Origin of the sequence: Kitasatospora sp. NPDC051705 (genome assembly GCF_044453265.1) — a bacterium.
GTDB lineage: Bacteria > Actinomycetota > Actinomycetes > Streptomycetales > Streptomycetaceae > Kitasatospora.
This window is the reverse complement of sequence record NZ_JBITCO010000034.1, coordinates 1-15,018: the sequence shown is the minus strand read 5'-3', so window position 1 is coordinate 15,018 and position 15,018 is coordinate 1. Positions and strand designations below refer to the sequence as shown.

The 15,018-nt window shown below is 74.6% G+C and carries 17 protein-coding genes; 11 read left to right on the top strand and 6 right to left on the bottom strand.

Going from position 1 to position 15,018, the window contains the following annotated elements:
* Nucleotides 1-2: 2 nt before the first annotated feature.
* Together ACIA8Q_RS29965 and tpx are read left to right on the top strand one after the other, a co-directional pair.
* Nucleotides 3-515 carry a hypothetical protein gene (locus tag ACIA8Q_RS29965; RefSeq protein ID WP_360206718.1) on the top strand — a complete coding sequence of 171 codons (513 nt, stop codon included), beginning with the start codon at nucleotides 3-5 and terminating at the stop codon, nucleotides 513-515.
* Between the two features lie 1,135 nt (nucleotides 516-1,650).
* Nucleotides 1,651-2,151 (top strand): thiol peroxidase, encoded by a 501-nt coding sequence (gene tpx / locus ACIA8Q_RS29960; protein ID WP_360206715.1) that lies wholly within the window; start codon nucleotides 1,651-1,653, stop codon nucleotides 2,149-2,151.
* A gap of 484 nt (nucleotides 2,152-2,635) precedes the next feature.
* On the opposite strand, the gene ACIA8Q_RS29955 is transcribed toward tpx, so the two are convergent.
* Nucleotides 2,636-2,875 carry a hypothetical protein gene (locus tag ACIA8Q_RS29955; RefSeq protein WP_360206712.1) on the bottom strand — a complete coding sequence of 80 codons (240 nt, stop codon included), beginning with the start codon at nucleotides 2,873-2,875 and terminating at the stop codon, nucleotides 2,636-2,638.
* Between the two features lie 505 nt (nucleotides 2,876-3,380).
* On the opposite strand from ACIA8Q_RS29955, the gene ACIA8Q_RS29950 reads away from it, so the two are divergent.
* From ACIA8Q_RS29950 to ACIA8Q_RS29930, 5 genes are all read left to right on the top strand, one after another.
* Nucleotides 3,381-4,139 (top strand): DedA family protein, encoded by a 759-nt coding sequence (locus tag ACIA8Q_RS29950; protein ID WP_360206709.1) that lies wholly within the window; start codon nucleotides 3,381-3,383, stop codon nucleotides 4,137-4,139.
* A gap of 68 nt (nucleotides 4,140-4,207) precedes the next feature.
* Entirely contained in the window at nucleotides 4,208-5,473 is a 1,266-nt protein-coding gene (locus ACIA8Q_RS29945; RefSeq protein ID WP_396317991.1) for a sensor histidine kinase, read from the top strand.
* Entirely contained in the window at nucleotides 5,461-6,105 is a 645-nt protein-coding gene (locus ACIA8Q_RS29940; protein ID WP_360206703.1) for a response regulator transcription factor, read from the top strand. The genes ACIA8Q_RS29945 and ACIA8Q_RS29940 overlap by 13 nt, the downstream gene beginning before the upstream one ends.
* A gap of 560 nt (nucleotides 6,106-6,665) precedes the next feature.
* Complete coding sequence (locus ACIA8Q_RS29935; RefSeq protein ID WP_360206700.1) at nucleotides 6,666-7,418, top strand: alpha/beta hydrolase; 753 nt, start codon at nucleotides 6,666-6,668, stop codon at nucleotides 7,416-7,418.
* Nucleotides 7,419-7,592: 174 nt separating this feature from the next.
* A complete protein-coding gene (locus ACIA8Q_RS29930) occupies nucleotides 7,593-8,081 on the top strand; it encodes a tyrosine protein phosphatase (RefSeq protein WP_396317990.1) in 489 nt (162 codons plus the stop codon).
* 539 nt (nucleotides 8,082-8,620) lie between these two features.
* Here ACIA8Q_RS29930 and ACIA8Q_RS29925 read toward each other — a convergent pair.
* Nucleotides 8,621-9,520 (bottom strand): aminoglycoside phosphotransferase family protein, encoded by a 900-nt coding sequence (locus ACIA8Q_RS29925; RefSeq protein ID WP_396317989.1) that lies wholly within the window; start codon nucleotides 9,518-9,520, stop codon nucleotides 8,621-8,623.
* Between the two features lie 234 nt (nucleotides 9,521-9,754).
* A complete protein-coding gene (locus ACIA8Q_RS29920) occupies nucleotides 9,755-10,000 on the bottom strand; it encodes a hypothetical protein (protein WP_360206694.1) in 246 nt (81 codons plus the stop codon).
* Nucleotides 10,001-10,542: 542 nt separating this feature from the next.
* Between ACIA8Q_RS29920 and ACIA8Q_RS29915 the strand changes: the two genes are divergently transcribed.
* The gene (locus tag ACIA8Q_RS29915) at nucleotides 10,543-10,944 is read left to right on the top strand and encodes a DUF6188 family protein (protein ID WP_387903705.1); all 402 of its coding nucleotides are present in this window, start codon (nucleotides 10,543-10,545) and stop codon (nucleotides 10,942-10,944) included.
* A gap of 438 nt (nucleotides 10,945-11,382) precedes the next feature.
* Here ACIA8Q_RS29915 and ACIA8Q_RS29910 read toward each other — a convergent pair whose 3' ends face one another.
* Entirely contained in the window at nucleotides 11,383-11,592 is a 210-nt protein-coding gene (locus ACIA8Q_RS29910; RefSeq protein WP_360206689.1) for a hypothetical protein, read from the bottom strand.
* Between the two features lie 322 nt (nucleotides 11,593-11,914).
* Here ACIA8Q_RS29910 and ACIA8Q_RS29905 point away from each other — a divergent pair, with 322 nt between their 5' ends.
* Nucleotides 11,915-12,283, top strand: coding sequence for a hypothetical protein (locus ACIA8Q_RS29905; protein WP_360206686.1), 369 nt, complete (start codon nucleotides 11,915-11,917; stop codon nucleotides 12,281-12,283).
* Here the strand turns inward: ACIA8Q_RS29905 and ACIA8Q_RS29900 are convergent.
* Nucleotides 12,241-12,498 carry a DUF6221 family protein gene (locus tag ACIA8Q_RS29900; protein WP_360206683.1) on the bottom strand — a complete coding sequence of 86 codons (258 nt, stop codon included), beginning with the start codon at nucleotides 12,496-12,498 and terminating at the stop codon, nucleotides 12,241-12,243. The genes ACIA8Q_RS29905 and ACIA8Q_RS29900 overlap by 43 nt on opposite strands.
* A gap of 311 nt (nucleotides 12,499-12,809) precedes the next feature.
* On the opposite strand from ACIA8Q_RS29900, the gene ACIA8Q_RS29895 reads away from it, so the two are divergent.
* Both ACIA8Q_RS29895 and ACIA8Q_RS29890 read left to right on the top strand, forming a co-directional pair.
* On the top strand, nucleotides 12,810-13,295 hold the full coding sequence (locus ACIA8Q_RS29895; RefSeq protein WP_396317988.1) for a hemerythrin domain-containing protein: 486 nt from the start codon (nucleotides 12,810-12,812) through the stop codon (nucleotides 13,293-13,295).
* 953 nt (nucleotides 13,296-14,248) lie between these two features.
* Nucleotides 14,249-14,455 carry a hypothetical protein gene (locus ACIA8Q_RS29890; RefSeq protein WP_396317987.1) on the top strand — a complete coding sequence of 69 codons (207 nt, stop codon included), beginning with the start codon at nucleotides 14,249-14,251 and terminating at the stop codon, nucleotides 14,453-14,455.
* A gap of 38 nt (nucleotides 14,456-14,493) precedes the next feature.
* Here ACIA8Q_RS29890 and ACIA8Q_RS29885 read toward each other — a convergent pair whose 3' ends face one another.
* Nucleotides 14,494-14,622, bottom strand: coding sequence for a hypothetical protein (locus ACIA8Q_RS29885; protein WP_396317986.1), 129 nt, complete (start codon nucleotides 14,620-14,622; stop codon nucleotides 14,494-14,496).
* Nucleotides 14,623-15,018: the final 396 nt, after the last annotated feature.

Genomic DNA, 15,018 nt, shown 5'->3' with positions numbered 1-15,018 from the left:
CCATGAACCCCGAACACGCCCCCCGGGCCCTCCTGACCCCCCAGCAGGCCCTGCACACCCTCGACGCGCTCCTCGACGAGGCGATGTCCGCGATCCGCCCCGCCCTCGCCTACCGGGCCGGCCGGCCCCGCTCGACCGAACAGAGCGCCCCCGGCATCGACGAGTACTCCCTCGGCTACGCCACCGTCACCCGCGAACGCCACATCATGACCCGCGTCGCCCCCACCCGCTACGGAGCACTGCTGGGCGTCACCGAACGCGGCTGGACGGCCCACGGCCACCGCATCACCGCCGTCAACCCCCACCAGCCCGCCATGTTCGCCACCACCGCACACGGCCACGGCCTCGCCCTGCTGTTCGGCGCCGCCGGCAACATCGCCTTCCAGGCCACCGTCGGCCCCATCCCCGTCATCCGCGACCACGACCCCTTCGGCCCCCACGCCCCCGAACCCACCCTGCCCAACGGCAACCCCGACATCCTCCCCCGCCACGACCACCCGTTCTGGTCCGCCTGACCACACCGACACCACGCAGCCGACGGAACACCCGACGGAACACGCCAACCCGCCGAAGGGGACGGCTCGTCGGGGTGGGTGGCGGGGGTGACGGTGACAGGCCGGGGAGCAGCGGCGGGCCCGGGCCGACCGGCCGGGGACGGGACGACCGGCAGGCTTGGGACGACCGGCCGGGGACGGCAGCTGAGCAGGGGAACAGCGGCGGAGCGGGGTGGCGGGCGCCGGCGTCTGCCACAACCGGCCGCGACCGGGCCAGGACGGCCGGCGCCGGGCACAGGCGGCCGGCCCCGGGTGCCGGGTGCTGGGGGATGGCCTCCCGTCCGGCGGCCCTTGGCAGCAGCCCGGACCCGGCCGCCAGTACCCCCGGCACCCGCCGACACCCCGGCCCTGTGTCGCGCTCGCCGCCGGCGTCCCCCTGCGACCGGGCCCGTGCCACTGCCGGCCCCGGGCCGGGCGGCCGCGACCGGGCGGGCCCCGTCCCTGCGCACGGGACCCGCTCCGGGCCCCACCCCGCCCCCGCGGGCCGTCACGACACCGCACCGCACCGGTGGATCCGGTTCCCCGGGGTGCGCGCGTTCCAGGCGCAGACGACGGCGGCCCGCAGCCCCGGCCAGCCCCACGGCGGCCCCGGCGCGGCCGGGGCGAACACGTCGACCGCCGCCACCGCCTGCGCGCACCCCGGGCGCGGGCGGGCGGGGAAGGCGAACCGCGCCCGCCGCCGTCCGAAGGCGACCGGCGCAGCCGCCCCGCCGAGCGGACCCCCGGGGGCGCAGCACGTGCCCTGGCAGCAGAGCAGAAGCCGTCACGTCTGCGGCAGGCGCCGGGCCCGGGTCGGACACGTCGAGGTCGCCCGGCCGTCGGCGACCGGCGCCCGCCCGTCCCCCCTCCCCACGCGCGCGCCGGAGCGCTACCGCGCGGAGATCAGGCACCTTGGGTGCACGGCCGGGACGGGCCGCAGGCACGAGAACACCAGAGGCAGCCCCGGGCCCGCCGGCCCAAGCGGCCGGGGCCCGCCGGCCCGGGGGCCGGGGGCCCGGAAAGGTGTCCAGGGGATGGTCACCCTGCGTCCGGGTCGCGGACGGGCAGTAGGATCGACGGCGTTGTCACCACATACATCGCTGGTAGGAGGCTATTCATGGCTCAGGTCACGCTGAAGGGCAACCCGGTCCAGGTGGGCGGCGCGCTGCCCCAGGCCGGCAGCCAGGCGCCGGCGTTCACGCTCGTCGGCGAGGGGCTGGCGGACAAGTCGCTGAAGGACTTCGCCGGCCGCCGCAAGGTCCTCAACATCTTCCCGAGCATCGACACCCCCACCTGCGCCACCTCGGTGCGCACGTTCAACGCCAAGGCCGGCTCGCTGGACAACACCGTGGTGCTGTGCATCTCCGCCGACCTGCCGTTCGCGCAGGCCCGCTTCTGCGGCGCCGAGGGCCTGGACAACGTCCAGGTGCTGTCCACCCTGCGCGGCCGCGACTTCCACGAGTCCTACGGCGTGGCGCTGGCCGACGGCCCGCTGGCCGGCCTCACCGCCCGCGCCGTCGTCGTCCTCGACGAGAACGACACCGTCCTGCACACCGAGCTGGTCGCCGAGATCGCCGACGAGCCGAACTACGAGGCCGCCCTCGCCTCCCTCAACTGACCCACCCGTACCGGTGACCGGCCCGCTCACCCGACGCCGGCCACCCGTACGACCCGCGGCCCCGCCCCTGTCCACCCGCCCACCGGAACACCCCGGCAACGCGGCACAGGAGCGGGGCCGCACCCGTACACACCCCCGGAGGGACCGGGCCCGGGCCCGCTCCTCGAGCCCCGGACCCCGGGATGCCAGGTGCCGGGTGCCGGGCGCCGGGTGCCGGGTGCCGGGTGCCGGGTGCCGGGTGCCGGGTGCCGGGTGCCGGGCAGTGTGAAAGGGCGGGCCGGAGACGACGGTTGAGCACGCCCGGCCGACTCCCGGCCGCCCCCGGCACTCCCCCACAAGCAGCACGGGCACGAACGCGGGCACGGGCGCGGAGACCCACGCGGACCCGGGCGCCGGCGCGGGCCGTTCGCGAGGCCCCGGCGAAACACCCCGGTGGCGCAGCGCGTCACGGCCGCGGCGCCCCGAGGACCGGCCGGGTCGTGGCTCAGCCGGTGGCGGGGACGAAACGCATCGAGCAGCGGCGGTGTGTCCCGTCGTCGCCGAAGACCTGTTCCGCCATCCGCCAGCCGGCCGCCTCGATGCGCCGTACGTACAGGGCGAGGTTGCGCTCGGGATGGGCCTGGTGCAGACGGATGCTGCGCAGGTGCTCGGCGTCACCGCGCTCCCGGCACCACGCGGCGTGGCTGTCCACCGGGGCCAGGCCGGCGGGTAGGTGGCGGTCCATGCCGGCGATCGTAGGCGCCACCGGGCCCACCGGGCACCCGACTTCGCCCCTCGGCATCGCTGCCTGCCCCTCGCCGCTACCTGCCTCGGCCCGTACCCCGGCCACCCGGGACAGCCCGGGACCACCAGCCCCTCGTCTCGCGCCGCCCCCGGTTCCCGGGGCGTGGAACACCGCCGGACACTCCCCCACCGGGAACCGGGCACCGGACGCGGACGCGGGACGGGCACCCGGGCGCGCCGCGGGCGGGGGCGGGCGGAGGCCCGACGGCTTCCGGCGCCCGGCTGCCTTCCTCGCCTGCTTGCGCCGCGCTCCCCGCTCACGACCCCCACCGCGCACCGCCCACCGCCCGAGGTGTCCGGGTGTCCGGGTGTCCGTGGCCGGCGCCCGCGCGGGGCGGCACCAGGGTGTCGCGGGCTGCGGGGCTGCGGGGGTGCGGGAAACCGCAGGGTGACCGGGCGGTCGACCGCATGGTGACCGGCAGGGCCCGGTCCCTAGCGTGAACGGCATGATCACAGCAACGGTCCTCCTCCCGTTCCTCGACCCGCACACCGCCTCACCCGGGCCCGCCGACGCCCTCTGGGCCGGGCCCGCCCACGCCGTCCTCGCCGACACCGGCCTTGCCGCAACGGCCCCGGCGCAGCCCGCCGGTGGGGTGGCCGGGTGGGTGCTGTCCGTCGTGGATTCCCTCGGTGCCGCGGGGACCGGGGTGGCCAACCTGGTGGACACGGTCCTGCCGTTCGTGCCCAGTGAGATCGTCCTGCCCGTCGCCGGATTCGCCGCCGGGCAGGGCCGGTTGAGTCTCGTGGCGGTCATCGTGTGGACCACGCTCGGTTCTGTCGTCGGTTCCTGGATCGTGTACGCGGCCGGGGCCGTGCTGGGCCGTGAGCGCACCCGTGCGCTGGCCGCCCGGATCCCGCTGCTCCACGCGCACGAGATCGACCGTGCGGAGGCGTGGTTCGAGCGGCGGGGGCGGATCACCGTGCTGCTGGCGCGCATGGTGCCGGTGCTGCGCAGTGTCATCTCCGTTCCCGCGGGGATCCAGCGCATGCCGTTGGCGGTGTTCACCGCTTTGACCGCGGCGGGCAGCCTGGTGTGGAACACGGTGTTCGTGGTGTTGGGATACTGGCTGGGCGACAACTGGCGCCTGGTGGAGGAGTACGGGGGATGGGTGTCCAAGGCCGTGGTGGCGGTGGCGGTGGTGGCCGTCGCCCGCTGGTTCCTGGTACGGGCGCGCCGGCGCCGCGGCGCCCGGCACCGCGCGTGAGAACCGCACACACCTCGGGTACCGCGCGCACCGCAGGTGCCGGGCAGGCGGCGGGCACGGAGCGGGTGGTGGGTGCGGTGCGGGCGGCGGCCGGGATCGCGCTGGGCGCGGTGACGGCGTGTGCCGCGCCGGCCGTCCTGGCCACGGCCGCGCTGACGCGTCGCGGCACGGCGGTGGTACGCCTGGCCGAGCTGGACCAGCGGCGCGTCGCCGCCCTCCTCGACACCACCCCCGCCCACCCCGACCACCCCGACCAGGCCGACCAGGCCGGCAGAAGCGGGAGTCACGGCAACACCGGCAGGTCCGCCCACGCCGGTGCCGGAGCAGGTGCCGGCGCCGGTGCCGGAGCAGGTGCCGGAGCAGGTGCCGAAGGCGCCGGCGCCACCGGGGCCGGCGGCGGTGTCACCGGGGCCGGCGGCGGTGTGGAGGTGTGGCGGGCCCGGGCCTACCTGTGGGCGCGTCTGCCGGTCGGGCTGCTCGGCGGCGGGGCCCTGGTCCTGCTCGGCGCGGGGGCGTGGACGGTGGCGGGCGCGCTGGGCGCCTGGCTGAGCGGACACGCCGCCGACGGCATGCGGCCGACCTGGCCCGTCGCCGGCTACCTCCTGGCCGCCGCTCTGCTGCTGCTCTTCCTCGACCTGGCCGGTCTGGCCGCCGTCGCCGAACTCGAACGGCGTCTGGTGCGGCGTCACCTGGGGCCCGACGAACTGGCCCTGATGCGCCGGCGCATCGACGAACTGGCCGCCACCCGTTCCGGGATCGTCGAAGCCGTCGACGCCGAACGCCGCCGCATCGAACGCGACCTGCACGACGGCCTCCAACAACGCCTGATCGTCGTCGCGATGCTCCTGGGCCGGGCCCGGCGCAAGGACTCCGAGGAGCTGTACCGCCAGGCCCGGCACGAGAACGAACAGGCCCTGGAGGAACTGCGCCAGGTCGCCTGGCGCATCTACCCGGCGTCCCTGGACCAGCTCGGCCTGCGCGAGGCCCTGGCCGTGGACGCCGAACGCTGCCCCGTGCCCGTCCACCTCCACGGCGACCTGACCCACCGCCCCGCCCCCGCCATCGAGACCGCCGCCTACTTCGCCGTCCGCGAAGCCCTCACCAACGCCGCCAAGCACGCCCGGGCCGCCACCCGCATCGACGTCACCATCCACCAGGACGCCCACACCGTACGGGTGTCGGTACGCGACGACGGAAACGGCGGCGCCGACCCCACCGGCACCGGACTGGCCGGCCTGGCCCGGCGCCTGGGCGCCCTCGACGGACACCTCACCATCGACAGCCCACCCGGCGGCCCCACCCACCTCACCGCGGAGCTGCCATGCGCCTCATGATCGCCGAAGACTCCGCCCTGCTGCGCGCCGGCCTCGAACGCCTCCTCGCCGACGAAGGACACCACGTCACCGCCGCCGTCGCAAACGCCGACGCCCTGCTGGCCGCCGTCGCCGCCGACCCGCCCGACGTCACCGTCGTGGACGTCCGCATGCCCCCCACCCACACCGACGAAGGACTGCGCGCCGCCCTGCACCTGCGCCGCACCCACCCCCAGGTCGGCGTCCTGGTCCTGTCCCAGCACGTCGAACAGCGCTACGCCGCCGACCTGCTGGCCGCCGACACCCGCGGCGTCGGCTACCTCCTCAAAGACCGCGTCGCCCGGGTCGAGGAGTTCCTGACCGCCCTGCAACGCATCCACGACGGCGACACCGTCCTCGACCCCGAAGTCGTCCGACGCCTGCTCGCCCGCACCCGCCACACCGACGACCTGCGCCACCTCACCCCCCGCGAACACGTCGTCCTGACCCTCATGGCCCAGGGCCACACCAACACCGCCATCGCGCAACACCTGTTCGTGTCCAAAAGCGCCGTGGAGAAACACACCAACGCCGTGTTCGACAAACTCCGCCTGCCCCGCGATGACAGCACCAACCGCCGCGTCCTGGCCGTCCTACGCTTCCTCGGCACCTGACACCCACCCCGGCAACCCCGGGGCCCCACCCCGGGGCCGGTACCCCCACCCCCGTCCCGCACCCCGGACCCGGTGGGTCCCCGGCCCCCGCCGGCGCAGCCCCCGGGAGGTGCGCCACCGGGCGCCACCGGGCTCCCGGGCACCGAGGGTGGCGCCCGGCCCCGCCCAGAGCCACCCCGGGCCAGCAGAGCGCAGAGCCGCTGGCCCGGAAGACCAGGAGCGCGAGGGCCAGGAGCGCGAGGGCCAGGAGCGCGAGGGCCAGGAGGGCGAGGGCCAGGGCCAGGAGGGCGAGGGCAGTAGGGGGCCCGGGGACCTGGGAGGCCGCGGGCCCGCGGGAGGCGGGGAGGCGGGGAGACGGGTGGGCGGGGGCCGGAAGGGGCGGGTGGCTAAACCGTTTGGCGCACCACCACACGCCCTGCTACGTTTCCCCCGGCCGTGCGAGAGAACAAGGAGGTGATACCCGTGAACGCAGTAACGACACGGGTGCTCTCCTACGGGGTCATGGTCGGGCGGTAGGTCGTCCGGGAGCGCCGTTCACAGCCCTCCCGAAAGGCACGACCATGCAGTTCACCTCCGAACAGCACCTCGACGACGGCGTCCTCGCCCGCGACTTCACCCTCGGCGACATCCCCGGCACCCTGTGGACACCCACACCCGACCCGGCCCCCGCACCGGCGTCGGCCCCCGCCCCGGTGCCGCTGGTCCTCATGGCCCACAACAACGCCCTGCCCAGGCGCGAAGCCCGCCTGATCGCCCGGGCCCGCCACCTGGCCGCCGACGGCTACGCCGTCGCCTCCATCGACACCCCCGAATGCGGCGACCGGCCCCGCTCCCCCGCCACCGAACAGGCCCGCGCCGAGCTACGCCGGGCGATGCAGGCCGGCGAGAGCGTCGACGACGTCTTCGAGTCCTTCATCGGCCCGCTCGTCGACCAGGCCGTCCCGCAATGGCGCACCACCCTGGACGCCCTGCTCACCCTGCCCGGCATCACCGGCCCGGTCGGCTACAGCGGGTGGATGGCCGTCGGTATCGCCCTGGCCGCCGCCGAGCCACGCATCACCGCCGCCGGCTACTTCGCCGGCGGCTACGTCCCCCACGCCCAACGCGCCCAGGCCCGGCAGATCACCATCCCCCTGCTGATGCTGCTGCAGTGGGACGACCACGGCAACCCCCGCCACCGCGCCCTCGAGCTGTTCGACGCCTTCGCCAGCACCGAGAAAACCCTCCACGCCAACCTCGGCGGACACACCGGCACCCCCTGGTTCGAAGCAGAAGACGCCAGCCGCTTCTACCACCGCCACCTGAAGAAGTAGCCGCCCTCCCCAGGCCCCCGGCCTGAACCCGGACCCCGGACCCCGGACTCGCGACCTGAGCCCGGGGCCTGGGTCGGGGCTCAGGACCGGGGCCCGGGGCTCAGGACCCGGGCCGGGGGTCGGTGTTCCAGCCCGGATGCGGGCAATCCACCCGGCCGAAAGGTGCCACCGCCCATGCGCCCCGCGCTCTTCACCCTCGACCTGCCCGGCCCCGGACGACTGAGCACCATGGCCAGACCCCGCGGCCACGACTGGCTCGACGACGAGATGACCGCACTGAGCAACCACGGCGTCGACATCCTGGTCTGCGCGCTGACCGGCCCCGAACTCGCCGAACCCGGCCTCACCGACGAGCCCCGCGCAGCCACCGCAGCCGGGCTGCGGTTCGTCGCCACCCCCGTCCCCGACCGCACCGTCCCCGACCCCGCCGAGATCCTGCCCACCCTGCACACACTCGCCGAACAGCTCCGCGACGGCGCCCACATCGTCACCCACTGCCGAGCCGGCATCGGCCGCTCATCCCTCCTCGCGGCCGCAGTCCTCACCCTCACCGGCACCGCCCCCGACACCGCCTGGCACCACATCGAACGAGCCCGCGGCCTCACCGTCCCCGACACCACCGAACAACGACGATGGCCCCTGCACCTGCTCAACCACCCCTGACACCACCACCCAACCCCCAACACCCCCGCACGGGCCCCGGCCAACGACGAACCCACCACGCCCGCACCACCACCCACCGCCCACCGCCCACCGCCCACGACAACAACCACGGCCACGGCCACGGGCGCACCGGTCTGCCGGAGCAGGCAGCACACCACAGCGGCCCCGCCCAGCCGGGCGGCCCGGCCAAAGAGCAGCCGCGAAGGACCGGACCCGCCGGGCGGTGATGTCACGCCCTGGCCCCAGCCTGGACGGGGCCAGGGCGTAACCGAGGCTGAGGTTGCAAGGCCGGGACCAGGGACCGGGGCCGGGGGCCGGGACCGGGGCCGGGGGCCGAGGGCCGGTACCCGGCGGCAACGGCCCCCGCCTGTCGCCTCGCGCCTTCTGTTCGGGAACTCGTCAGCCACCGGCACCGGGCCGTGCCACCTCGCGCCCCCGGCCGGCCACCACGCCCGGCGCCCGCCGCGACAGGACGCCGGCGGCGGCCCGGGCCAGTCGGCCGATCCATGCCGACGTGCCGACGTGCCGCCGTGCCGACGTCACGGACCCTTCAGGACACGCTCAAGCGCCGACCGGCCCACAGGCCCCCAGTTCGGCTTGCCACCGGGCAGGCCGCGGTCCCCGTTCTGCCCCATCAGCATCAGGAACAGACTCTTCATCACCGCCAGCCCGCGCGCCCGTCGCAGCGCCGCTGCGTCCGCCCGCGCGTAGCCGGCGAAGAACCGGGACGCACCGCCCGCCGGGAGCAGCAGCCAGGCGGCCGTCAGGTCCCATGCCGGGTCGCCCGCGAAGAGTGCGCCGAAGTCGACGACGCCCGCCAGTGTTCCGTGGGCGACGACGACGTTCGCGGGGTGCAGGTCGCCGTGCACCCACACGCGCGGGCCCTGCCACGCGGGCGCCGCCGTCGCGTCGTCCCACACGGCCCGGACGTCGTCCTCGGCGAGGTCGCCGAGGTCGACGGCCTGCAGGTGGTTCTCGAAGGCGTCCGTGCACTCCCGGGGGTGGGCGCCGAAGTCCGCGGCGGGCGGCGCGTCGGCGGGCGCCTGCGTGTGCAGCGCTTTGAGGAAGGCCGCCAGGGTGTCGGCCGCGTGGTCGCCGCGGGTGATCGAGGCGTGGTCCAGTGGTGTGCCTTCGACCCAGGTCATGACGGTCCAGGTCTTGGGGAAGCGCTCGGACGGTGTCCCGTTTCGCACCGGGGTCGGGATCGGAAGCGGCAGGCGCGGGGCCAGTACCGGCAGCCAGCGGCGTTCCTTGAGCTGCAGGTCGGGGAGCGGGTCCATCCGCTGCACCCGGACGGCCAGCGTGTCCCCGAGGCGCCACATCTGGTTTCCCCAACCGCCCTCCACCTCGTGGATGGGCAGTTCGGCCAGATCCGGATGCTGTTCCCGCAACAGGTCGCGGAGCAGGTCCTCGCTGATCTCGGTCTCGGATTCGATCACGCGAAGCCACCGTACTCGAGGTGGGTGCGGCCTCGTCCTGCTCTCGGGAAGGCCGGGGATTCGATCTCCCGTGTTCTCGCCGGCCCGCCCCGGGCCCGGCCCGGGCGAGGCGGGCGCGCCGTGCGCCCCGCAGGCCGAACGGCCCGTCGTCAGGATCGGTGTGACGAACGGCCCGTGACAGCGCGGACGCCGACGAACACCGGCGAACACACCGGCGAACAGGAGACGAAGCGATCAGCGCGTCTGCTGCCGGGCGGCCCGCTTGGCCTCCACCTTCATCCGCGCCTCCACCGCCTTGGGCGAATCGCCGTACCACCACCACGCGTACCCGGTGACCGCCACGTTCAGGGCCACACAGACGTAGAAACCCGGACCCAGGCCGTGCCACCCGTTCCTGAGCACGCCGAAAAGGGTCAGGAAGGCGAGGACGACGATGCCTCTGAGCAGGATGGACAGCGTCTTCTTGGTACGCAGGTTCATGCCGCGCACTGTAGGGCCTCACCGCGATCTTGACCAAGCCCGCCGACACAACGGGCAATACCATCGCTGACCAGCCGAAACACCGCCATTCGAGCACCACCGCCGGCCGGCGCCACCGCGCTGCGGGCCACGCCGCACGAGCCCGCCCGCACGGTCCCGGGCCGATGACCCGCACACCCGCCGACCGAACACGCACCGCCCCAACGCCCACCCGCACCCGCACGCTTGCTCGTGCTGGGCCCCACGGCAACGCCCGAACACCGCCCTGCCCGCACCCGCCGCCGAACTCCCCGCAGCGATCCCGGCCACCCCCCCACCATCGAAGGACAAGCCAACAACACCAACACCCTCGAACCCGCCGAACCCCGCACCCCACAACCCGCTCCGCAGAACGGCTCCCGAACGCGCCGACGAACACTCGCCACTGCCGAACACACCACCGCCACCAACGGCCTGGACCCAGCCCTCCCCCACACCCGGCCCGACAGCTCCCACCACCACCCGACCAAACCACCCCGCCTGAGCGGATAGCCTTCCGCCCCATGCACCACCCGACCGAACCCACCCCGCACAGCCCGGACCTACGCGTCATGCGCGGCATCAGCGTGAGCGAGATCGTCCTCGGCACCTCGCTGCGCCTGCACATCGGCCCGCACGGCATCGAGATCCACAGCCCCGCCGTACTGACCACCGGCCGCCAGACCCACCCCGTCCACGCCCCGGCACGCACCAACCTCGACCAAGCCGCCCAGCTCCTCGACCAGGTCATCGCCGACATCCACCCCCACGACACGGGCGCCCTACAGATCCGCTTCGCCAACGGATGGCACCTCGACGTCCCGGCGACCACCGACAGACCCGCCTGGACCATCGCCCTGGCCGGCCGGCACTTCCTCACCCCCACACCCGGCGGCACCACCACCTCCGACCGGCGAAGGCCCTGAAGGCCCTGAACCACCCCACCCACCCCGCGAACACCCCCACCACACCGCCCACACCGCCCAGGCCGACACCGCCGACACCGCCGACACCGCCGACCCCGCCGACCCCGCCGACCCCGCCGACCCCGCCGACCCCGCCGACCCCGCCGACCCCGCCGACCCCGCCGACCCCGCCGACCCCGCCGACAGAACAGTCAACGCGACCCGGGCCGCGGGAGCGACCAGAACCGCAGGGACAGCGTTCGTCGACCGGTTTCGCAGGCACATGCTGATCGCCGGGCCGACCGCCGCCGATACGGCACAACGGCATGGCCCGTCCGGGGGGACGCGCCGCGGCCGACACCCCTCACCGCGACGGCGTCAGCCGGTCAGGGGCGGACATACCCGCGGTCCGCGCCCCGGCCGGGCCGGGGCGGGGCGGGACGGGACGGGCGAGAGCCTTCACGGCGTCATCTCCCGCCGGTCGGGGCGGTTCCGGGCCAGTCCCAGGAGCGTTCCCAAACCGTCCCGCGCGGTGATGACGAGATGGGAGTCGCACAGGCCCCGGCAGGGCGGCCTGTCGACATCGCCGGTGCAGCCCTCCCAGCCCACCGACGTGTCGAGGCCCGGCATCTCACCGGCATCGAAAACCGTCTCTTCCATGGTGAACACGCCAAACCCCCTTGCGGCGGTGCCGCTTGCCGACACCGGCGTCCCACCGCATCCGACGTCACACCCGCCGGCCCCGGCAAGATCGCCACACCGGCCCCGGCCCGCCCCGGCCGGCCCGCCCCGGCCCCCTCCGGCCGCCCGGTACGGGCCCGGACACCGGCCACGCGGCAGAAGCCGGCAACGGCCGCGAATGACCGTGCCGTCGAGCGCGAGGCCGTCGGCGACGCCCCCGCACCGGCAGGGGCCCGTGAAGGCCCTCGCCCCCGGGCCAGCCCGCGGATCACCGCCCTGTCCACGGACACCAGGAGCCGTCCGGGCGACCATGCTGCTCGTCAGGGTCGCGGTGTGTCGCGGTGTGTCGAAGACCAGCGTGAGCAACGAGACCGAAGGCATGCACTGCCTGTGGGTGGAGCCCCGGGGAACCGATCACCGGATGCGCCCCGGCGAGGAGTTCACTGTCGTGACGGAACCGGAGCACGAGAAGTCACCGTCCGACGTCGTCGTCCATGCCCAGGGCATCACGGTGTGGGTGAACTCGTCCAACCACGCTGAGGTCGTCGACAAGAACGGCGGCATCGTGCCGTGCGGGCACCAGCGCCCCGCCGACTGCGACGACTCCGCCGACGAGAAACTGTCCTTCGATGCGGTTCAGGGACGCCATTGCTCGCGGAAGTCGGGGTGCTCGGCGTAGGCCTGTGCAAGGACACGAAGGGCATGGGCCAGGCCGACTGAACGCGGATCCGAGCGGTCCATCGCCGTGTGCTCCCGTGCCAGCACGTCGATCAGGTCCAGCAGGGGCAGGTGGCTGTCGAGGAGGGCCTCGCTGCCGAAGACCTGCGCGATGTAGGCGTAGGCGTGGTTGTCCTCCGTGGTGCGGGCCCGCAGGAACCTCAGCAGATCGTCCATGTGCTCATCCTCGTGCACCGCGCCGCCTGACGGCCGCCCCCTTCTGCGCTGGTCGTCTGCGGGCCCCGGACGAGGACGGCCGCGAGGTGACGTGCCGCCCGGCAGGCGATGGCCGGCTTGTCCCTCGGGTGCGGTTCTTCCGCAGTGACGGGCCGAGCCGGCCGAACGCCGGGGCCCGGAGCCGGTGACAGGTGCGGGCAGGCAACGTGCTTGCCGTGCCTGCCCGTTACGTGATCGGATTGCGGCAGCATCGCGTGCCGGTGGCGGACCGCGCCAGGCATGGAGGTGCGCAACCGAAGGGACCACCGTCCGTGGCCTCCCGCGACGGCGACCGTGTAGTCGCCCTGAGCCTGCAACTCTCACAAGCACATCACGAACTGCGCCGCCAGATCAGCGAGATCAGGACGCGTCTCGGGCACCGCCGGTCGAGCGACGACACACTCGCCGCCCATTGCCTGGCCTTCTGTGCCGCGCTGACGTCACACCACCAGGGCGAGGACGACGCGATGTTCTCCCAGCTGCTGCGCGAACGCCCGGATCTCGCGACGACGGTCGCCAATCTCGTCGAGGATCACGGCATGATCGCATCCATCCTGTCCCGGGTGCGTGAACTCGCCGACAGGGCCGCCGAATCGGGCGGCCCGGCCCGGGAGGCGGTCCGACGTGAACTCGACGGACTGGCGGCGATCATGGAATCACACTTCAGCTACGAAGAGCGGACGATCAGCGAGGCCCTCGACGACGGAGTACCCGACACCGGCTGGACCGACACGGTCTTCCGGTTCGGCAGGACATGAGTACCTGGTGGTGGCTCTTCGTCCGGAGACTCACGCTCAGGCCATGAGCCCGTATCCGTCCTGATCGCAGGCGGGGCAGGGACGCCGGTGCCCGCAGGCGGTGCGCAAGCGCCAGCACGGGTCGCGGCCGCCGCCGCAGACGAGGGTGCACAGTCGCAGGACGTCCTCGACTCCGTGAAAGCCCCAGCAGGCGCCGGTGACGTCGCAGCGGTCGGCAACCAGACGGCGGCAGACACCCTCAAGATCGACGACCAGGTGGCGGCAGGCACCCTCACGGTCGACGACCAGGTGCCGGCAGGCGCCCTCGATCGCGCCGGTGGCGATCGGCCGGCCGCTGTCGGGGGCGGTGTCGTCACGGAGCCGGGCGAAGCGGGCCGAACGGGTAACGGTGGCAGGCGTCGACGGCCTCGCGTCGGGAAGCAGTCAGGTGTTCGTGGCCGGCCCGGGTGGTCATCTCGCCGGCCGTACGGGCGGCGTGGCCTGCGAGGATCACGGCCGGGCGCTGCGGCGCTCCAGGCCTCGGACTCGGGGGGTGCCCGGTTTGTGGAAGGCGTGGGCGGCAGCCCGGACCTCCTCCACCCGCCCGGCACCCCGGCCCTCCCCCGGGCCCACGCAACCCCCGAAGAGGCCCCGGGGCCCGTGCACGCCCCGGCAGGGGCCGGTGAAGGTCCTCGCCCCCGGTCAGCCCGCAGATCACCGCCCTGTCCTCGGACACCAGGACGTCCGGGTGCAAGGACAGTTCGCGGCCCCAGCGGGCGGACAGCTCGGCTCCCCGCGCCGTGTGATCGACCGTCACCCGCACGGTGCGACCGGTCGAGACAGCTGTCACCGATGCGGCGGCCGACCCGGACGTCGGTGGTGCAGTGGCCGCGAACCCTTCCACCGGGCGGCCGGGTCTCCAGCGAGCGACAATCGCCCGCACCGAGCGGCCTGCACTCGCTACCCTGCCGCTCATGCCCGATGACGCGAACCCCTCAGACACCATGTTCGAGCACCTCCTGTGCTGCGTCTGCGGCCAGAGCACCACCGGATCCGACGACTACGTCCTCCTGGGGATCAGCGCCCCCGGCATCCCCACCGAGCAGTGGCTCGGCGCCCACGCGGAACACCTCAACGCCGTCCTCGCCCGCGGCTTCTCGGTCGAGCTCCACAGGATGTGACCCCGGACTGCTCCGGCGAGAACCTCGCGCACGCCCGGTCACATCGCCAGGAACACCACGCCCTGGCCGTCGGCGGCCCCGGCGAAGCGAACACCGCCCCCGGCCGACACGATGACCGCGTGGCACAGGAACCGGTCGACCGCCGCAATGGCGATGGCCCTGGACACGATCGCACCGAAGCCGACGGGACCTGCCCTCGTACCGGCAGGCCACCACCCTCCCCACGACCCCAACACCCCCCGGGCCCGGACACCCCGGGGCCCCGCGCGGCCCGGCAGGGACTGCACGACACCCGCCGAGCACCCACCGCACACCCCGGCCCTCCCCGGGCCCGCGCAACCCCCGAAGAGGCCCCGCGGCCCGCACACCGGGCCCGCACGCGCCCCGGCAGAAGCCACCGGGGACACCCACCCGGGGAAAACCGGTCACCCACCACACACACGGCCGCGGGCCGCCCCCCCCGGGCCCCGGGGGGGGGGCCCCCGGCCCCCCCCCCCCCGGCCCAACCCCCCCCCCCCCGGGCCCCCCCCCCGCCGGCCCCGGGGAACCAAAGAACCGCCACA